Below are 16727 nucleotides of genomic sequence, written 5' to 3'. Positions count from 1 at the left end.
AGAAGGTTACCGCACGGCCGACGCCCGCCTCGACGGTGGTCAGCCGCGCTTGCCGTCCTTCTCCCGCCCCTCGCGGACCTTCACCGAGATCTCGATCGGCGTGCCCTGGAAGCCCCACTGCTCGCGCAGCCTGCGCTGCAGGAACCTGCGGTAGCCGGCCTCCAGGAAGCCGGTGGAGAAGACGACGAAGCGCGGCGGCCGGACGTCGGCCTGCGTGACGTACTTGATCTTCGGCGCGCGCCCACCGCGGGCCGGCGGCGGCGTCTCCTGCACCAGCGCCCGCACGAACGTGTTCAGCTCCGCCGTCGGCACGCGGGTCTCCCACGAGGCGATCGCGGCGCGGAGGTGGTCGGCCAGCTTCCCGACGCCACGGCCCGTGGACGCCGAGATGTTGACCCGCGTCGCCCACTTCACGTGCGCGAGGTCGCGATCGATCTCCCGCTCCAGCTGGGCGTGCCGGTCCTCGTCGAGCGTGTCCCACTTGTTGAAGGCCAGGACCAGCGCGCGACCGGCCTCGACGACCTGGGTGATGACCCGCTGGTCCTGCTCGCTGATCACCTCGTCGGCGGCGAGCAGGACGACGCAGACCTCGGCGGCCTGGATGGCGGCCTCGGTGCGCAGGCTGGCGTAGTACTCCATGCCGCTGGCGGTGTTCACCTTGCGGCGCAGACCGGCGGTGTCGACGAAGCGCCACTCCTCACCGCCGAGGGTGACCAGGGAGTCGACCGGGTCCACGGTCGTGCCGGCGACGGAGTCGACGACCGAGCGCTCCTCCTTGGCCAGCCGGTTGATCAGGCTGGACTTGCCCACGTTGGGCCGGCCGACCAGCGCCACGCGGCGGGGGCCGCCCTCCTCCTCCTGTTCCCGCGGTGCTTCGGGCAGCGAGTCGAGGATCAGGTCGAGCAGGTCGCCGCTGGCCCGGCCGTGCAGCGCGCTCACCGCGTGCGGCTCGCCCATGCCCAGGCTCCACAGCTCGGCGGCGTTGGCCTCGCTGCGCTCGTCGTCGACCTTGTTGGCCACCAGGATCACCGGCCGGTCGCTGCGGCGGAGCACCCGCGCGGCGGCCAGGTCGGTCTCGGTGGCGCCGACCTGGCTGTCGACGACGAGCACGATGACGTCGGCCGTCGTCATCGCGTACTCGGCCTGACGGGTGATCGAGGCGCCCAGGCCGGCGGCCCGGGGGTCCCAGCCACCGGTGTCGACGACGGTGAAGCGCTTGCCGTTCCACAACGCCTCGTAGGCGATCCGGTCACGGGTGACGCCCGGGGTGTCCTGCACGACCGCCGCGCGGCGGCCGAGGATGCGGTTGACCAGCGTCGACTTGCCCACGTTGGGGCGGCCGACGATGGCGACGACGGGCAGCGGCCCGCTCTGCGGCTCGGTCACGACCGGTCTCCCGCCGGGACGGCGGACTCGGCCAGCGCCACGACGCGGTCGACCACCTGGGCCTGCGACAGCGTGCTGCTGTCGACGACGACGGCGTCGGCCGCCGGGCGGAGCGGGCTGTCGGCCCGGCTGCTGTCGTACTCGTCGCGGCGCCGCAGGTCGGCGGCGAGCGCGGCGATCTCCGCGGCGTCGGTGACGCCCAGCTGGGCGGCGCGGCGCTGCGCGCGCACCTCGGGGGCGGCGGTCAGGTAGACCTTCAGCGTCGCGTCGGGCAGCACCACGGTGCCGATGTCGCGGCCCTCGACCACCACGGCCTCGGCACCGGCCACCAGGGCGCGCTGCTGGTCGACCAGCTGCCGGCGGACCGCCGGCACGGCGGAGACCGCGGAGACCGCCCGGGTCACCTCGGGGCCGCGGATGCGGGCGGCGACGTCGGTGCCGTCGACCTCGACCCGCTCGGTGGCGGCCTCGGTGCCCACGACCAGCCGGGTCTCGGCGACGGTGCGGGCCACGGCTTCGGCGTCCTCGGGGTCCACGCCGGCGTCGAGGACGACGACGGTGGCCGCGCGGTACATCGCCCCGGTGTCGAGGTAGGCCGCACCCAGGCGGGCGGCGACGCCGCGGGCGACGCTGGACTTGCCGGTCCCCGACGGGCCGTCGAGGGTCACCGACCCGCGGAAAGGGCTCTGGGGGGTGCTCATGTGCTCCTGCTCGTTCACTGGGCTGCTGTCACTGGGCTGCCGTCCCGGGCTGCCGTCACTGGGCGATGTCCCGCCGCAGCGCCACGGCGCCGCGCAGGTAGACGTGCTGGATCTCCGCGCGGGACAGCGGCGTCTCGACGTGGGCCATGAGGCGCAGCACGCGCGGCAGGGCGTGGGGCACGCCGATCTCGGTGGCGCACATCAGCGGCACCCCGCCCATCCCGAGCTCGCGGGCGGCCAGCGCCGGGAACTCCGAGACCAGGTCGGGGGTGGCGGTGAACAGGATGCTGATGACGTCGTCGTGCTCGAGCCGGTTGCGCTCCAGCACCTCGCTCACCAGCTCACGGGTGGCCTCGAGCACCTGCTGCCGGTCGTCGGCGTCGACCTGGGTCGCACCCCGGATGGCTCGGACGGCCATGCACACTCCTCGCTCGCGCTGCCCCGTTCGCCCGGGGACCCCACGAGTCTAGGGAGCGCACCGCCTCCCGCTCTCCCCCGCGCGCGCCGTACCCGGCCGGACGGCCCGCGTCGGGGCCGCCGGGTGGGGGGCTCAGCCCCGCAACCGGGCGCGCGCCGACCGGACCAGCGCCTCGGCCACCCGGTCCAGCGGTGCGGAGTCCAGCCGCCACTGCTGCCAGTGCAGCTGCACGTCGACCGCGCCCGCCGGGTCGAACGGACGGACGGCGGGGCCGCCCGGCGGGGGCGCCGCGGCCTCGAGCTGCAGCTCCGGCAGCATGCCCCAGCCGAAGCCCAGCGCCACCGCGGTGAGGAAGTCGGCCGACGAGGGCACGTGGTGGACCGGCACGTCCGCCGTCGTCGCCAGGTGCCGGCGCAGGTAGGCGTGCTGCAGGTCGTCCCGACGGTCGAAGACGACGACCGGCGCCCGGGCCAGGGCCGTGGGCGCGGGCCCGTCGGGGAACCAGCGGTCGAGGAACCCGGGCGCCGCGCACGGGAGGTAGCGCATGGTGCCCAGCGGCGTCACCCGGCAGCCGGCCACCGGCTCGGCGTCGGAGGTGACCGCCCCCATGACCGTGCCCGCGCGCAGCAGCGCGCTGGTGTGGGTCTGGTCGGTGCTGTGCAGGTCCAGGCGCAGCTCGCCGGCCAGCGGGGCGAGCGCGGGCAGCACCCAGGTGGCCAGCGAGTCGGCGTTCACCGCGAGGGGGACCACCGGCAGCGCCGCGCCGGCCGGGTCGAGGGTGCGGCCGGTGTCGGCGACGAGCAGCCCGATCTGGCGGGCGAGCCGGAGCACCGGCTCGCCGGCGGCGGTGACCGTGGCCGGCCGGCCGCGCCGGACGAGGACCCGGCCGGTGGCCTCCTCGAGCGCGCGCAACCGCTGGGAGACCGCCGACGGCGTGACGTGCAGCCGTCGCGCCGCCGCCTCCAGGGTGCCCTCCTCGACCACGGCGACCAGGGTGCGGAGCTGTGCCAGATCCACGTCCATCGACAGCGATGCTAATGCCGCTTAAGAAAGATGAGCTGGACTGCATGCCGTCGCCTGCCTAGCGTCGCCGGACGTGACGACAGGACTGCTGGCCGCGGCGGCCGGGCTGGGGCTCGGCCTCTCGCTGATCGTGGCCATCGGCGCGCAGAACGCCTTCGTGCTCCGGCAGGGCCTGCGCGTGGAGCACGTGCCGGTGGTCGTGGCGGTGTGCGCGGTCTCCGACGCCGTGCTCATCCTGGCCGGCGTCGCGGGCAACTCGTGGCTGAGCGGGCGTCTCCCCGACGCCATCACCGTCATCCGGCTCGCGGGCGCCGCGTTCCTGCTGGGCTACGCCGCCCTCGCCGCCCGCCGCGCGCTGCGGCCGTCCTCGATCGCCGTCGACACAGCGGGCCGGCGGACGGGGCTGGCCGCCACCGTCGCCACCTGCCTGGCGCTGACCTGGCTGAACCCGCACGTGTACCTGGACACCGTGCTGCTGCTCGGCTCGGTCGCCGACAGCCACGGCGACCGGCGGTGGTGGTTCGCCGGCGGCGCCGTCGTCGGGAGCTTCCTCTGGTTCAGCGCGCTCGGGTACGGCGCGCGGCTCCTGCGCCCGCTCTTCGCCCGGCCGGCCGCCTGGCGGGTCCTGGACGCCGGGATCGCCGTCGTCATGGCCGCCCTCGGCCTCGGGCTGCTCTCCTCGGCGTTCTGAGGCGCCCCGGGGTCAGAGCCCGACGAGCTCCTCGAGCGCGCCGACCTCCTGGCGGGAGAGCTTGCGGATCGAGCCGCTGCGCATGCGCTGCAGCTGCACCGGACCGACGGCGGTGCGCGTCAGCCGCGAGACGGGCAGCCCGACGTGCGCGAGCAGCCGGCGGACGATGTGCTTGCGCCCCTCGTGGAGCACCACCTCGACGACCGACTGGCCGGCGTGGGTGTCGACGACCTTGAACGAGTCGACCTGGACCGGCCCGTCCTCCAGCTCCACCCCGGCCCGCAGCCGGCGGAACATGTCGCGTGGCACCGAGCCCGAGACCTGCGCCAGGTAGGTCTTGCGCACGCCGTAGGAGGGGTGCGCGAGGCGGTGGGCCAGCTCGCCGTCGTTGGTCACCAGCAGCAGGCCCTCGGTGTCCTGGTCCAGCCGGCCGACGTGCACCAGCCCCGGGGCCAGGTCGCCGACCATGTCGCCGATCGTCGGGCGGTTGCGGTCGTCGCTCATCGCGGTGATGACGCCGGTCGGCTTGTTGATCGCGTAGGTGACGCGGTCGTCCCGGATCTCCAGGCGGGCGCCGTCCACCGCGATCTTGTCGTGGAGGGGGTCGACCCGCATGCCCTGCACGCGCACCTGCGCGCCGTTCACGCTGATCCGCCCGGCGTCGATCATCTCCTCGACGACCCGGCGCGAGGCGACGCCGGCACGGGCCAGGACCTTCTGCAGCCGCTCCCCCTGCCGGTCGCCCTGGTCGTCCGGCTCCGGCCGGTCACCGGGGTGGGCGGGGGCCAGCTCCATGTCCTCGGACCAGCCCTCGCCGGCCGCGGTCGTGCTCTCGTCGTTCGGGGTCGCGGTGCTCATCGCGCCCAGTCTCCCACCCCGGGTCCCGGAACCTTCCCGCCTGAGGGTGAGAGCGCTGGAGAGGGTGGGCTCCGCCACGGCCCGGTGCCGCAGGATGCACCCATGGGGCGGACGCGGACCACCGGCCTCTGTCTCGCAGCGGTCGCCGCGGCCCTGTGGGGCCTGTTCCTCCTCGCCCTCGTCACCGGTGACCCGGCCGACGGCGCCAACATCGGCGCGGGGCTGGCGGCGTTGCTCGCCTTCGGGCTGTCGACGGCGTCGCTGATCCTGTTGCTGGTCTCCCTGGGCTCCCCCGCCCCGGCCGCCGGCCCGAGAGGCCGCGACGCCCGCGTCGGCGCGCCTCTCGCCGTGGTCTCCCTCGGGCTCCTGGCCGTGTTCTGGGTGACCAGCGGCAGCGTCTCGGACCGCGCGGCGGGCAGCGCCGTGCTCGCCGTGCTCGGCGCGGGGATCGTCACGTTCCTCGCTGCAGCGGCCTGCTTCCTCCCGCCGCCCCGCGGCTGACCCGCCGGGCCGTCCAGGGGCGTCGGTCAGGCGTCGGGGTGCTCCTCGAGGAAGGCCGCTGTCTCCGGCAGCAGGGGCGCGAGCTCGGGCAGCTCGCTGAGGTCGGAGAGCCCGAGCCGCTCCAGGAAGAGGGGGGTCGTCGCGTAGAGCCCGCCGCCGCTGTCGGGGTCGCTGCCCACCTCGTGCACCAGGCCGCGCCCGAGGAGGGTCCGCATGACGCCGTCGACGCCGACGCCCCGGATCGCCGACACCCGGGCCCGGGTGACCGGCTGCCGGTAGGCGATGACGGCGAGGGTCTCCAGCGCCGCCTGCGTGAGCCGGCTGCGCTGCCCCTCGCCGAGGTACCGCTCGACGACGGCGGCGTGGTCCTCGCGGGTGTAGAGCCGCCACCCGTGCCCCACCCGGCGCAGCGTGATGCCGGCCGACCGCTCGTCGTACCCCGCGGCCAGCTCCGCCAGCCCCTGCCGCACCTGCTCGGGCGGGCAGCGCAGCGCGGCGGCGAGCGTCTCCTCGTCGACGGGGTCGTCGACGACGAACAGCAGCGCCTCCAGGCCGCCGCGCAGCTGCACCGGGTCCAGGAGCACCGCCGGCTCGGGTGCGGGCTCCGGCTCGGCCTCCGGCTCGGGGACGGCGGCGAGGACGTCCTCGGCGGGCACCGCCGGCACCGGCTGCTCCTCGACGGGCCGCTCCGCGACGCGCGCGGCGAGCTCCGCCGCGACGGCGTCCCAGGCACCGGGGTCGGCCTCCCCCCGCTCGGCCGCCTGCTCGCGGGTGGCGGCCAGCTCGGCGGCGAGCGCCTCCCACGAGATCGGGGCGGGGTCCTGGCGGGCACGGTCGTCGGTCACCGGTACTCCTCGTCGGCGTCGGGGGCCGGGGCGTCGGCCGGGTCGGGGACGGTCTCGCCGGTCCAGCGCACGTGCAGCTCGCCGAGCGGCGTCAGCTGCTCGAAGACCACCCGCTGCTGCCGGTAGAGCTCCAGCAGCGCGAGGAACCGGGCCACCACCTCCAGCGTGTGACCGCAGTCGGCGGTGAGCGCCCGGAAGCTCGCCGTGCCCGAGCGCACCAGCTGGTTGCGCACCAGCAGCAGCTGCTCGGAGACGCTGACCGGAGGCGCGTGCAGGTGGGCGACGCTGACCGTCTCCGGCGCCTTGGGCGCCAGCGCACGGGCGGCGAGGGCGGCGAACTGCTCCGGCGTGATGTCCAGCAGCACCTCGGGGACGAGCTCGGCGAACCGCGGCTCGAGCGCCGCCTCCCGTGGGAACCGGCGGACGGCGTCCGCCTCGCGCTCGCGCAGGAACGCCGCGGCCTGCTTGTAGGCCTTGTACTGCAGCAGCCGCGCGAACAGCAGGTCACGCGCCTCGAGCAGCTCCAGGTCCTCCTCGTCGTCCACCTCGGCCGCGGGCAGCAGCCGGGCGGCCTTGAGGTCGAGCAGCGTGGAGGCGACGACGAGGAACTCGCTCGCCTGGTCCAGGTCGAGCTCGTCGCCGAGCGCCCGCAGGTGGGCGATGAACTCGTCGGTGACCCGCGAGAGCGCGATCTCGGTGACGTCGAGCTTGTGCTTGCCGATCAGCTGCAGCAGGAGGTCGAACGGGCCCTCGAAGTTGGTCAGCCGCACGGTGAAGCGAGTCGGCGCGGCCCCACCGGCCTGGTCGGCCGGCGGAACCGCTCCGGTGCTCCCGCTCACGAGCACCCACCGTAGGCGGGCCTCCTGCAGGAACCCGCCGCGAGCCTGCGAGTGGCGGGGAGCAGGAGGGTCCTTATGCCTTGAGCCGGCGCACGAGGACCGCGTCCTCGCCACGCTCGGCCAGGTCGGCCAGCAGCACCGAGACCGCCTCGCGGACGATCCGGCCGCGGTCGGCGGCCAGGCCGTGGTGGGCGCGCAGCGTGAGCCGCGCGGACTCGAGGGCGAGCAGCTCGTCCGCCGAGATGTAGACGGTGATCTTCTCGTCGTGCTTGGTCCGGTCCGTGCGGCGGACCGGCCGGCCGCGGGTGGCGACCCGGGGCTGCAGCACCGGGGCCGGCGCAGGCTCGGCCGGGGCCGCCCGGAACGAGGCCAGGTCGTCGTCCGCGGGCTGGGCGCCGCCCGGCACCAGGGTCAGCGACGCGGCCGCCTCGGCGGCGGACTCCCCGACCCGGCGGGCGGCGCTGCGCAGCGCCGGCGAGCTCGCGGGGGTGGGCAGGCTGGGCAGCTCGGTGACCTCGGTGGCCGAGGCGGTGTCGGTGCGGCGGAAGAGCTCGGAGGCTCCGGGCAGGACGGGACGCCGCGTCACAGCGCGAGCACCTCCTTGGCGAGGTCGCGGTACGCCGCGGCGCCCGACGAGGTGGGCGCCCACGTGGTGATCGGCTGGCCGGCGACCGTGGTCTCCGGGAACCGCACGGTGCGCTGGATGACGGTCTGGAACACGGTGTCACCGAAGGCCTCGACGACCCGGCTGAACACCTCCCGGCAGTGCACGGTCCGGGAGTCGTACATGGTGGCGAGGATGCCGTTGATCTCCAGCGACGGGTTGAGCCGCTCCTTGACCTTGTCGATCGTGTCGACCAGCAGCGCCACCCCGCGCAGGGAGAAGAACTCGCACTCGAGCGGGATCACCACGCCCTGGGCGGCGGTGAGGGCGTTGACCGTCAGCAGCCCGAGCGAGGGCTGGCAGTCGATGAGGACGTAGTCGTACTCGTCGACGACGTCGGCCAGCACGCGCAGCAGGGTCTGCTCCCGCGCCACCTCGCTGACCAGCTGCACCTCGGCCGCGGAGAGGTCGATGTTGCTCGGGACCAGGTCCAGGCCCGGGATGTCGGTGGGCACCCGCACGTCGCGCAGGCTGGTCCGCCGCTCCATGAGGGCGTTGTAGATCGTCCGGTCCAGGTTCTGCGCCGGGACGCCCAGCCCCACCGACAGCGCGCCCTGCGGGTCGAGGTCGATGAGCAGCACCTTGCGGCCGAACTCCACCAGCGCGGCACCGAGGTTGATGGTGGACGTCGTCTTGCCGACGCCCCCCTTCTGGTTGCACATCGCGATGACGCGGGCGGGCCCGTGCTCGGTCAGGGGCTTGGGGTCCGGGAGGCGCCGCTGGCGCGCCCGGGCCGGGTCCTGTCGCAGCGCGGCCGCCCCCATCTCGGGGTCGGTGTCGTGCGGGCGCGCGACGGCAGAGGCCGCGTCCGCTCGGATCGCCATGGGTTGTCGCCTCCAGCTCGGTGCCCGTCCGGACGTTCCGGGTGCGGCCAGCCGTCCTGTCCGCTCGGGTGGTGCAGACGCTAGGGAGCTGGAGGATGGTTCCCAAGTCGGCACGCCGTCGACGTGTCGACATGGCGACGAATGCCAACCACTGTGACTGCTCAAGCCGAGTCGGCTGCACATAGTGCCAGAGCTCGTCGGCGCGGGCTGTCAGGTCAGCGCGCGGGGGTGACTCGTCGCGTAGACCTCGCGGAGGCGGTCCACGGTCACCAGCGTGTAGACCTGCGTCGTCGTCACCGAGGCGTGGCCGAGCAGTTCCTGCACCACGCGGACGTCGGCGCCGCCGTCCAGCAGGTGGGTCGCGAAGCAGTGCCGCAGGGTGTGCGGGGAGATCTCCCCTGTCAGCCCGGCGCGCTCGGCGGCCGTCCGGAGGATCGACCAGGCGCTCTGGCGGGACAACGGGCCACCGCGCACGTTGAGGAACAGCGCCCCGCCGCGCACCCCCGACCGGCCGTTCGCGGCCAGCGCCGGCCGCGCGCGCACGAGGTAGTCCTCGACGGCCCGCAGGGCGTAGCTGCCCACGGGGACGACGCGCTCCTTGCCGCCCTTGCCGGCCAGCCGGACGGTGTTCTGCCCGCGGTCGACGTCGTCGACGGCCAGGCCGACCGCCTCGGAGATGCGGGCCCCGGTGCCGTACAGCAGCTCCAGCAACGCCCGGTCGCGGAGCCCGCGCGGCCCCTCGAGGGAGCCGGCGGCCTCGATCAGCGCGACGACGGACTCGACGGGCACCGCCTTGGGCAGGCGGCGCGCCGGCGTGGGCGGCCGCACCTCGTGGGCGACGTCGTCGGGCACCAGGCCGTCGAGCAGCGCGAACCGGTGCAGCCCCCGCACGGCCACCACCGCGCGGGCGGCCGAGGTGGCCGACAGCGGGGGGTGGTCCTCGTCGCCCCGGCGCAGCGAGGCGAGGAAGCCGGCCACGTCGGACTCCGCCACCTCCCGCAGCCCGCGCACGCCCGCCGCCGCGAGGTACCCGGTGTAGCGGCGGAGGTCGCGGCGGTAGGAGGCGATGGTGTTGGCCGCCAGGCCCCGTTCCACGGTCAGGTGGTCCAGGTAGCCGGTGACGACCCGGTCGACGTCGGGGCCTGCGGAGAGCGCGCTGGTCACGTCGCCGCCCCGGTCCCGACCCCGCGCGCCGGTCCGCTCCTCGCTCGTCCCTCGCTGCGATGCTCCCGTCGCTGTCGTCAGGACAGGACCTCCTGGAGCGGGGCGGCGGCCATGCCGTGGGCCTCGGCGACCTCGGGCAGCACCACGCTCCCGCCGACGACGTTCACCCCGTGGGCGAGGGCCGGGTCGCGGTCGACGGCCGCGGCCGTGCCCTCGGCGGCCAGCGCCATGACGTAGGGCAGCGTGACGTTGGTCAGCGCGTGCGTGGAGGTGTTGGGCACGGCGCCCGGCATGTTGGCCACGCAGTAGAAGATCGAGTCGTGCACGCGGAAGGTCGGGTCGTCGTGCGTGGTCGGCCGGGTGTCCTCGAAGCAGCCGCCCTGGTCGACGGCGATGTCCACCAGCACCGACCCCGGCTTCATCCTCGACACCAGCTCGTTGCTGACGAGCACGGGCGCCTTCGCCCCGGCCACCAGCACCGCGCCGATCACCAGGTCGGCGTCGAGCACCGCCCGCTCGACCTCGTAGGCGTTCGAGGCGACGGTCTGCAGGTGCCCCTGGTAGATCCGGTCCGCGGCGCGCAGCTTGTCGATGTCGCGGTCCATGACGACGACCTCGGCCTGCATGCCGAGAGCGATCGCCGCCGCGTTCATGCCCGAGACGCCGGCGCCGATCACCACCACCTTGGCGGCGTAGACACCGGAGACGCCGCCGAGCAGCACGCCGCGACCACCGTGCGCCCGCTCGAGGCAGTGCGCGCCCACCTGGGGCGCCATCCGCCCGGCCACCTCGGACATGGGGGCGAGCAGCGGCAGCGTCCCGTCGGCCTTCTGCACGGTCTCGTAGGCGATCGCGGTCGTGCCGGAGGCCACGAGCGCGTCGGTGCACTCCTTCGACGCGGCCAGGTGGAGGTAGGTGAAGAGCGTCTGGTCGGCGCGCAGGCGGCCGTACTCCTCGGCGATCGGTTCCTTGACCTTCAGCAGCAGGTCGGCGTCGGCCCACACGTCGTCGGCCTCGGCGACGATGCGCGCGCCGGCGGCGGTGAAGTCCCGGTCGGGGATGGAGGAGCCCTCCCCCGCCCCCTGCTCCACGAGCACCTCGTGCCCGGCCCGCGTCAGCTCCGTCACGCCGGCAGGCGTGAGCGCCACCCGGTACTCCCGGTTCTTGACCTCTCGGGGAACTCCGACCCGCATCGCTGGCTCTCCTGGTCCGGCGGGCCGCTCCCGAGGGTGACGGGCCAGCCCACCACGTCGTGGGCCGCCCGGTCGGGGCGGGCCTCGCCGGAGTCTAGGCACGCCGACCAGCTCCGTCCCGGGCCGGAAGCCGTTTCGTGACCGTGCCGCCCGGTCGCAGCGTCCGCGCCGGGCTGCCGCGGCCGCCCCCCTGGCCGACGATGAGGGGCCCACCCCCCTCTCGGAGGACGCCACCGCATGCGCTTCTACGCCCAGCACCCCGCCCTGCGGGCCCGCCAGCTCGCCGCCGACGTCGGCTTCCTGGCGTGGACGGTGGCCTGGGTGCTCGTGGCACGGGCCGCGCACGGCGCCGTCCTCCTGCTCGCCGGACCGGGCCGGGCGGTCGAGGACCTCGGCCGGTCGATCGCCGGGTCGATGGGCTCGGCGGCGTCGGCCGCCCGAGGCGTGCCGCTCGTCGGGGACGAGCTGGCCGAGCCCTTCGACGCGCTCTCGGGCGCGAGCGGCTCCGTGGGCGGCGCGGGGAAGTCCGCCCAGGACGCGGTGGGCGAGCTGGCGACCATCCTCGCCGTCGTCCTCGTGCTGCTGCCCGTCGGCTGGATGCTGCTGCGCTGGCTGCCCTGGCGGCTGCGCTACGCCCGGGACGCCGGCGCAGCGACCCGCCTCGCCGGCAGCGGCGCCGGCCTGGAGGTGCTCGCCGTCCGGGCCGCCGCGACGGCGCCGCTGGACCGGCTGGCCGGGCTGCCGCCCGGCACGGGGGCGGCCTGGTGGGCCGGCGACGCCGCGGCCACCCGCGAGCTGGCGGAGCTGGAGCTGCGCCGGCTGGGCCTGCCCCCGCCGGGGGAGGCACTGGAACGGCCATCCTCCGGGGGCCCGCGCTGACCCTGCCGAGCTGAGGGAAGGGGGGCCTGCGCCTACCCCGCGTCGACCGGGCGCAGCCGCGGACCGGCCGCCCGCACCTGGGCGGCCGCGAGCAGCCCGACGACGGCCGCGACGTTGCGGATGCCGCCGTCGAAGACCTGCTGGACGGCGTCGGCGAGGGGCACCCGCTCGACGGTCATGTCCAGCTCCTCGTGCTCCACGGTGAAGCCCTCGGGTCGGTCGACGTCGGTGAGCCCCTCCGCGAGGTAGACCAGCACCTGCTCGTCGCAGAAGCCCGGCGAGCTGTAGTGGGTGGTCAGCAGCGACCAGCGGGCCGCCGAGAGCCGCACCTCCTCGGCGAGCTCGCGCTTCGCCGTCTCCAGCGGCGGCTCGCCGTCGGCGTCGCGCAGCCCGGCCGGCAGCTCCCAGAGGTAGCCGCCGACCGGGTGCCGGTACTGGCGGAGGAGCACCACCTCGTCGGCCTCGGTCAGCGCCACGACCGCCACCGCCCCCGGGTGGTGCACCACCTCGCGGACGCTGTCCCCGCCGCCCGGCATCGCCACGGTGTCCTTGACCAGGCTGATGACCCGGCCCTCGTACACCGGCTCGGTGGCCAGGACGCGGTACTCGTGCGCGTCCGGCTCCCCCTGGCCCATCAGATGCCGACCTTCTCGGCTTCGTCGACCGGCACCGGCAGCCGCGCGGACTCCTGGTACTCGACGGCGGCCCGCACGAACGCCGCGAACAGCGGGTGCGGCCGGGTCGGGCGGCTCTTGAGCTCGGGGTGGGCCTGGGTGCCGACGAAGAAGGGGTGCGTCTCGCGGGGCAGCTCGGCGAACTCCACCAGCAGGCCGTCGGGCGAGGTGCCGGAGAAGACAAGCCCGGCCTCGCCGAGCCGGTCGCGGTAGGCGTTGGCCACCTCGTAGCGGTGCCGGTGCCGCTCGGTGATCTCGGTGGAGCCGTACGCGGCGGCCACCACCGAGCCGTGCTGCAAGCTCGCCGGGTAGCTGCCCAGCCGCATGGTCCCGCCCATGTCGCCCCGGCCCGCGACGACGTCGAGCTGGGTGGCCATGGTGGAGATGACCGGGTCGGGGGTCTCGGGGTCGAACTCCGCGGAGTTGGCCTTCTCCAGGCCGGCAACGGTGCGGGCGTACTCGATGACCATGCACTGCAGGCCCAGGCACAGCCCCAGCGTCGGGATGCCGTTGGTGCGGGTGTACCGGATGGCGCCGAGCTTGCCCTCGATGCCGCGCACGCCGAAGCCACCGGGGATGCAGACCCCGTCGACGCCGGCCAGCGCCTTCTCCGCGCCCTCGGGGGTCTCGCAGTCGTCGGAGGGCACCCAGCGGATCTGCACCTTGCTGCGGCGCGCGAAGCCGCCGGCGCGCAGCGCCTCGGTCACGGACAGGTAGGCGTCGGGCAGGTCGATGTACTTGCCGACGAGCGCGATCGTCACCGTCTGCTTCGGCGCGTGGACGCGGTCGAGCAGGTCGCCCCACACCGTCCAGTCGACGTCGCGGAACGGCAGCCCCAGCCGGCGGACGACGTAGGCGTCCAGGCCCTCCCGGTGCAGCACCTTCGGGATGTCGTAGATCGACGGCGCGTCGGGGCAGGAGATGACCCCCTCGGGGTCGGTGTCGCACATGAGGCTGATCTTGCGCTTGAGGCCCTCGTTGATCTCCCGGTCCGACCGGCAGACCAGCGCGTCGGGCTGGATGCCGATGCTGCGCAGGGCGGCGACCGAGTGCTGCGTCGGCTTGGTCTTCAGCTCGCCCGACGGCGCGATGTACGGGATGAGCGAGATGTGCAGGAAGAAGCAGTTGTCCCGGCCGATCTCGTGGCGCACCTGGCGTGCGGCCTCGAGGAAGGGCAGCGACTCGATGTCGCCGACCGTGCCGCCGATCTCGGTGATCACCACGTCGACCCGCTCCGCCGAGTCCGCGCCGGCGAGGATGCGGGCCTTGATCTCGTTGGTGATGTGCGGGATGACCTGGACGGTGTCGCCGAGGTACTCGCCGCGCCGCTCCTTGGCGATCACGTCGGAGTAGACCTGCCCGGTCGTGACGTTCGCCCGGCCGGAGAGGTCGGTGTCGAGGAAGCGCTCGTAGTGACCGATGTCCAGGTCGGTCTCCGCGCCGTCCTCGGTGACGAACACCTCACCGTGCTGGAACGGGTTCATCGTCCCCGGGTCCACGTTGAGGTAGGGGTCGAGCTTCTGCATCGTGACGCGGAGGCCACGGCTGGCCAGCAGCGTGCCGAGCGAACTGGCGGTCAGGCCCTTGCCGAGCGAGGAGACGACCCCGCCGGTGACGAAGACGAACTTCGTCGGCTGGTTGTTGTGGAGCAGGAGGCTGCCACCCGAGTGATCACGTGTTCCCGACGGTCGATCCACGGGAGACGACCGTAACACGATCCGCGCCGTCGGCCGGACCGGAGCGGGGCGCGCCGCCCGCCGCCTGCCCCGTGCCGGGGAGGTCGTCCTCGCGACCGGCGGCCAGCCACACGAGCAGCGGCACCAGCAGGGCCGCCGCGGTCGCGGGCAGGGCGACGCCGGAGTCGTTGACCGCAGCCCCGATGGTGAGGCTGAGCGCGATCGACACCAGGGCCGCGCGCAGCACGGCGGCGTCGGCGGGCGGCAGCCCGGCAGGCCCGCTCGGCGGCCGCCCCGGCCCGGCCGCGACGCTGCGCAGCGGCCCGCCGGGGCGGAGCAGCCAGACGGCGGCGACCAGGGCGACCGGCAGCATCCAGGCGAGCGGGCTGCCGAGCAGGATGCCGAGGTTGGCCTGCGCCTTCCGGCTCACCACCGTCAGCGCCTCGCCGCTGAGCACCTGCTCGACGAACCGGCCCAGGTGGGTGCGCTCCGCGGGCGGCCGCAGCCAGTCGAGCACCGCCACCGTGCTCACGGCCACCACCGCGGCGGCGAGGACCCCCGCCATCCGGACGACCGTCACCCGCACCCGGGCGAGCAGCATCGCCAGCAGCAGGAAACCCGGAAGCGCCGCCAGGACGCCGCCGAAGTCCCGCCCCAGCGGTGGGGCCCCGATGACGACGACGGCCAGCAGCCCGGCGCCCACCACCACGGTGCCCGTGCGGCGGCGCCGCCGCTCGGGGGCCGACCGGCGCCCGACCGCGGCGGCCAGCGCCGCGGTGACGGCGAGGGCGCTCACCGACAGCAGACCGAAGGTGAGGTTGCCGTAGCCGGTGAACCGCCCGGCGACGATCGCGTCGTACCCCAGCGGCCCGTTGTGCTCGAGCGTCGAGCCGGTGAGGACGTCGCCGACGAGGGTGACCAGGGTCAGCACCAGGACGGCCAGCGCCGGGCCCAGCCGGTGCCGGCGCCAGGGCCCCAGCACCGCGACCGCGAGCACCAGCAGGTCGGCGACGACCACCGACGCCACCAGGGCCGCCAGCGGCGCGGGCGCCCGCTCCCACGGCGCCAGCCCCGCGAGGTAGGTGGCCACCGGCAGCCCTGCGGCGGCGAGGCAGAGCAGCCGCAGCGCCCGGCGGGCCGGCGGCCAGGTCCCGGGACGGACGCCCCGCCGCCGGCTGCCCACGACCAGCACGCCCAGCCCGACGACGGCCGCGCCGACGAGCACGAAGGTCCAGAAGAAGACGCCGGTGTTGCGGTGGTGGGTGATCGCCGCGGTGTTGACCCGCTCCAGCTCGGCGACCGCCTCGGCCAGCGGCGGCCGCTCCCCCGTGCTGCGCCACGGCTGGCCGTTCATCGACGACGGCGGGTCCAGGCCGAGCGCGCGCAGGGCGGTGGGGGCGACGTCGATGAGCTGGACGAACGGCACCCGCCCGGTGCTCGACGAGGTCAGCCAGCCCGCCTCGAACCCGGGGCCCCGCGCCATGCCGACGTGCAGCTGCGGGCGGCCGTCGTTGACCTCCGAGATGCCGGCCAGCAGCAGCAACGTCTCCCCCGGCAGCGCGTCGACGGCGGCCAGCAGCCGGCCCAGCGCGTCGTCGATCCGGGTCAGCGCGGAGGCCCGCGGCTCGGGCCGGGTGCCGTCGTCGGTCGGCTCGGCACCGGGGGCGCCGGCGTCGGCGAGCTGGTCGAGGGAGACCAGGCTCAGCGGGCAGGCGGTCAGCAGCTCGACCAGCTCCCCCGGGTCGGCCGGCAGGGTGGGCACCGTGGTGAGGGGCACCCCCTCCGCGGCGGCGGCCAGCGCGGCGGCGCGGCCGGACACCGCGGCGCAGCCGACCGCCTCCCCCAGCGCGCCGGGCTCGGCGCCGAAGCGGACGGTGCCCTCGTCCTCGGCTATCCGGGCGACGGTGGCCTGCGGGTCGCCCAGGGCCACCGCGGCCACCCGCTCCTGGAGCCCGCAGCGGGTCAGCGAGGTGTCCAGCCGGGGCTCCTCGGTGGCCTCGCCGTCCCCGGGCACCTCCTCGTCGGCGTCGCCATCGGGCACCTCCGGGTCGGGCAGGGTGGGCAGCGGGACCGGCGGGAGCCCCTCGTCGGTGCCCGGGAAGCGCGCCCGGTTCCCGGCGCCGAGGGTCGCCCAGCCGTCCAGCACGCAGCTGGTGGAGCGGGCCGCGCGCACCGACGTCGACCCGATCGCCGCCCCCTCCGCCAGCGACCACAGCTGCGGCGTCGAGACGGCGTCCACGTCGGACCAGGTGAGCCCCGGGATCCCGACCACGACCACCCGGTCGGCCCCGTAGCCCTCGTCGCCGGTCACCGCCCCGGCGCCGGCCGGCAGGGCGACCAGGAGCACCACCAGCACGACGAGCGCCGCCGCGCGGCGTGCCACCCGCACCG

General features: G+C 75.3%; 17 protein-coding genes. 3 read left to right on the top strand and 14 right to left on the bottom strand.

Translation table 11 applies throughout. From position 1 onward, the window contains the following. Nucleotides 1-39: 39 nt before the first annotated feature. The 4 genes from der to ACI792_RS18705 all read right to left on the bottom strand — a co-directional run bounded on the left by der (nucleotide 40) and on the right by ACI792_RS18705 (nucleotide 3528). Nucleotides 40-1386, bottom strand: coding sequence for a ribosome biogenesis GTPase Der (gene der / locus ACI792_RS18720; RefSeq protein ID WP_456581305.1), 1347 nt, complete (start codon nucleotides 1384-1386; stop codon nucleotides 40-42). Further along, a complete protein-coding gene (gene cmk / locus ACI792_RS18715; protein WP_456603924.1) occupies nucleotides 1383-2087 on the bottom strand; it encodes a (d)CMP kinase in 705 nt (234 codons plus the stop codon). Before cmk ends, der begins: the two co-directional genes overlap by 4 nt. Nucleotides 2088-2142: 55 nt before the next feature. Beyond that, nucleotides 2143-2505 (bottom strand): chorismate mutase, encoded by a 363-nt coding sequence (aroH, locus tag ACI792_RS18710; RefSeq protein WP_456581303.1) that lies wholly within the window; start codon nucleotides 2503-2505, stop codon nucleotides 2143-2145. Nucleotides 2506-2637: 132 nt separating this feature from the next. Continuing rightward, nucleotides 2638-3528: a LysR family transcriptional regulator ArgP gene (locus tag ACI792_RS18705; protein WP_456603923.1), complete on the bottom strand. Its 891-nt coding sequence runs from the start codon at nucleotides 3526-3528 to the stop codon at nucleotides 2638-2640. 73 nt (nucleotides 3529-3601) lie between these two features. Between ACI792_RS18705 and ACI792_RS18700 the strand changes: the two genes are divergently transcribed. Next, the gene (locus ACI792_RS18700) at nucleotides 3602-4219 is read left to right on the top strand and encodes a LysE/ArgO family amino acid transporter (RefSeq protein ID WP_456603922.1); all 618 of its coding nucleotides are present in this window, start codon (nucleotides 3602-3604) and stop codon (nucleotides 4217-4219) included. Nucleotides 4220-4231: 12 nt separating this feature from the next. Here the strand turns inward: ACI792_RS18700 and ACI792_RS18695 are convergent, their stop codons facing one another. After that, nucleotides 4232-5077 (bottom strand): pseudouridine synthase, encoded by an 846-nt coding sequence (locus ACI792_RS18695; RefSeq protein WP_456603921.1) that lies wholly within the window; start codon nucleotides 5075-5077, stop codon nucleotides 4232-4234. Between the two features lie 102 nt (nucleotides 5078-5179). Between ACI792_RS18695 and ACI792_RS18690 the strand changes: the two genes are divergently transcribed. Then, the gene (locus ACI792_RS18690; RefSeq protein ID WP_456603920.1) at nucleotides 5180-5578 is read left to right on the top strand and encodes a hypothetical protein; all 399 of its coding nucleotides are present in this window, start codon (nucleotides 5180-5182) and stop codon (nucleotides 5576-5578) included. Nucleotides 5579-5604: 26 nt separating this feature from the next. Here ACI792_RS18690 and scpB read toward each other — a convergent pair whose 3' ends face one another. The 6 genes from scpB to ald all read right to left on the bottom strand — a co-directional run bounded on the left by scpB (nucleotide 5605) and on the right by ald (nucleotide 11107). Beyond that, nucleotides 5605-6423: an SMC-Scp complex subunit ScpB gene (gene scpB / locus ACI792_RS18685; protein ID WP_456603919.1), complete on the bottom strand. Its 819-nt coding sequence runs from the start codon at nucleotides 6421-6423 to the stop codon at nucleotides 5605-5607. Further along, on the bottom strand, nucleotides 6420-7262 hold the full coding sequence (locus ACI792_RS18680) for a segregation and condensation protein A (RefSeq protein WP_456603918.1): 843 nt from the start codon (nucleotides 7260-7262) through the stop codon (nucleotides 6420-6422). Before ACI792_RS18680 ends, scpB begins: the two co-directional genes overlap by 4 nt. A gap of 73 nt (nucleotides 7263-7335) precedes the next feature. After that, nucleotides 7336-7848 carry a hypothetical protein gene (locus tag ACI792_RS18675; RefSeq protein WP_456603917.1) on the bottom strand — a complete coding sequence of 171 codons (513 nt, stop codon included), beginning with the start codon at nucleotides 7846-7848 and terminating at the stop codon, nucleotides 7336-7338. Beyond that, on the bottom strand, nucleotides 7845-8750 hold the full coding sequence (locus ACI792_RS18670) for a ParA family protein (RefSeq protein ID WP_456581295.1): 906 nt from the start codon (nucleotides 8748-8750) through the stop codon (nucleotides 7845-7847). The genes ACI792_RS18675 and ACI792_RS18670 overlap by 4 nt, the downstream gene beginning before the upstream one ends. Before the next feature lie 210 nt (nucleotides 8751-8960). Then, nucleotides 8961-9914 carry a site-specific tyrosine recombinase XerD gene (locus tag ACI792_RS18665; protein WP_456603916.1) on the bottom strand — a complete coding sequence of 318 codons (954 nt, stop codon included), beginning with the start codon at nucleotides 9912-9914 and terminating at the stop codon, nucleotides 8961-8963. A 77-nt stretch (nucleotides 9915-9991) separates the two neighbouring features. Further along, nucleotides 9992-11107 (bottom strand): alanine dehydrogenase, encoded by a 1116-nt coding sequence (ald, locus tag ACI792_RS18660; protein WP_456603915.1) that lies wholly within the window; start codon nucleotides 11105-11107, stop codon nucleotides 9992-9994. Between the two features lie 237 nt (nucleotides 11108-11344). Here ald and ACI792_RS18655 point away from each other — a divergent pair, with 237 nt between their 5' ends. Further along, nucleotides 11345-11986 (top strand): hypothetical protein, encoded by a 642-nt coding sequence (locus tag ACI792_RS18655; protein WP_456603914.1) that lies wholly within the window; start codon nucleotides 11345-11347, stop codon nucleotides 11984-11986. Between the two features lie 32 nt (nucleotides 11987-12018). On the opposite strand, the gene ACI792_RS18650 is transcribed toward ACI792_RS18655, so the two are convergent. The 3 genes from ACI792_RS18650 to ACI792_RS18640 are packed head-to-tail and all read right to left on the bottom strand — an operon-like array spanning nucleotide 12019 to nucleotide 16719. Then, nucleotides 12019-12621, bottom strand: coding sequence for an NUDIX domain-containing protein (locus ACI792_RS18650; protein ID WP_456603913.1), 603 nt, complete (start codon nucleotides 12619-12621; stop codon nucleotides 12019-12021). Further along, on the bottom strand, nucleotides 12621-14357 hold the full coding sequence (locus ACI792_RS18645) for a CTP synthase (protein WP_456581290.1): 1737 nt from the start codon (nucleotides 14355-14357) through the stop codon (nucleotides 12621-12623). Before ACI792_RS18645 ends, ACI792_RS18650 begins: the two co-directional genes overlap by 1 nt. After that, nucleotides 14332-16719 carry a hypothetical protein gene (locus ACI792_RS18640; protein ID WP_456603912.1) on the bottom strand — a complete coding sequence of 796 codons (2388 nt, stop codon included), beginning with the start codon at nucleotides 16717-16719 and terminating at the stop codon, nucleotides 14332-14334. The genes ACI792_RS18645 and ACI792_RS18640 overlap by 26 nt, the downstream gene beginning before the upstream one ends. Nucleotides 16720-16727 lie beyond the last annotated feature (8 nt).

The organism is Blastococcus sp. SYSU DS0669 (assembly GCF_054050895.1).
Note: the sequence above shows the minus strand (reverse complement) of the source record. Positions and strands in the feature narration are given on the sequence as shown.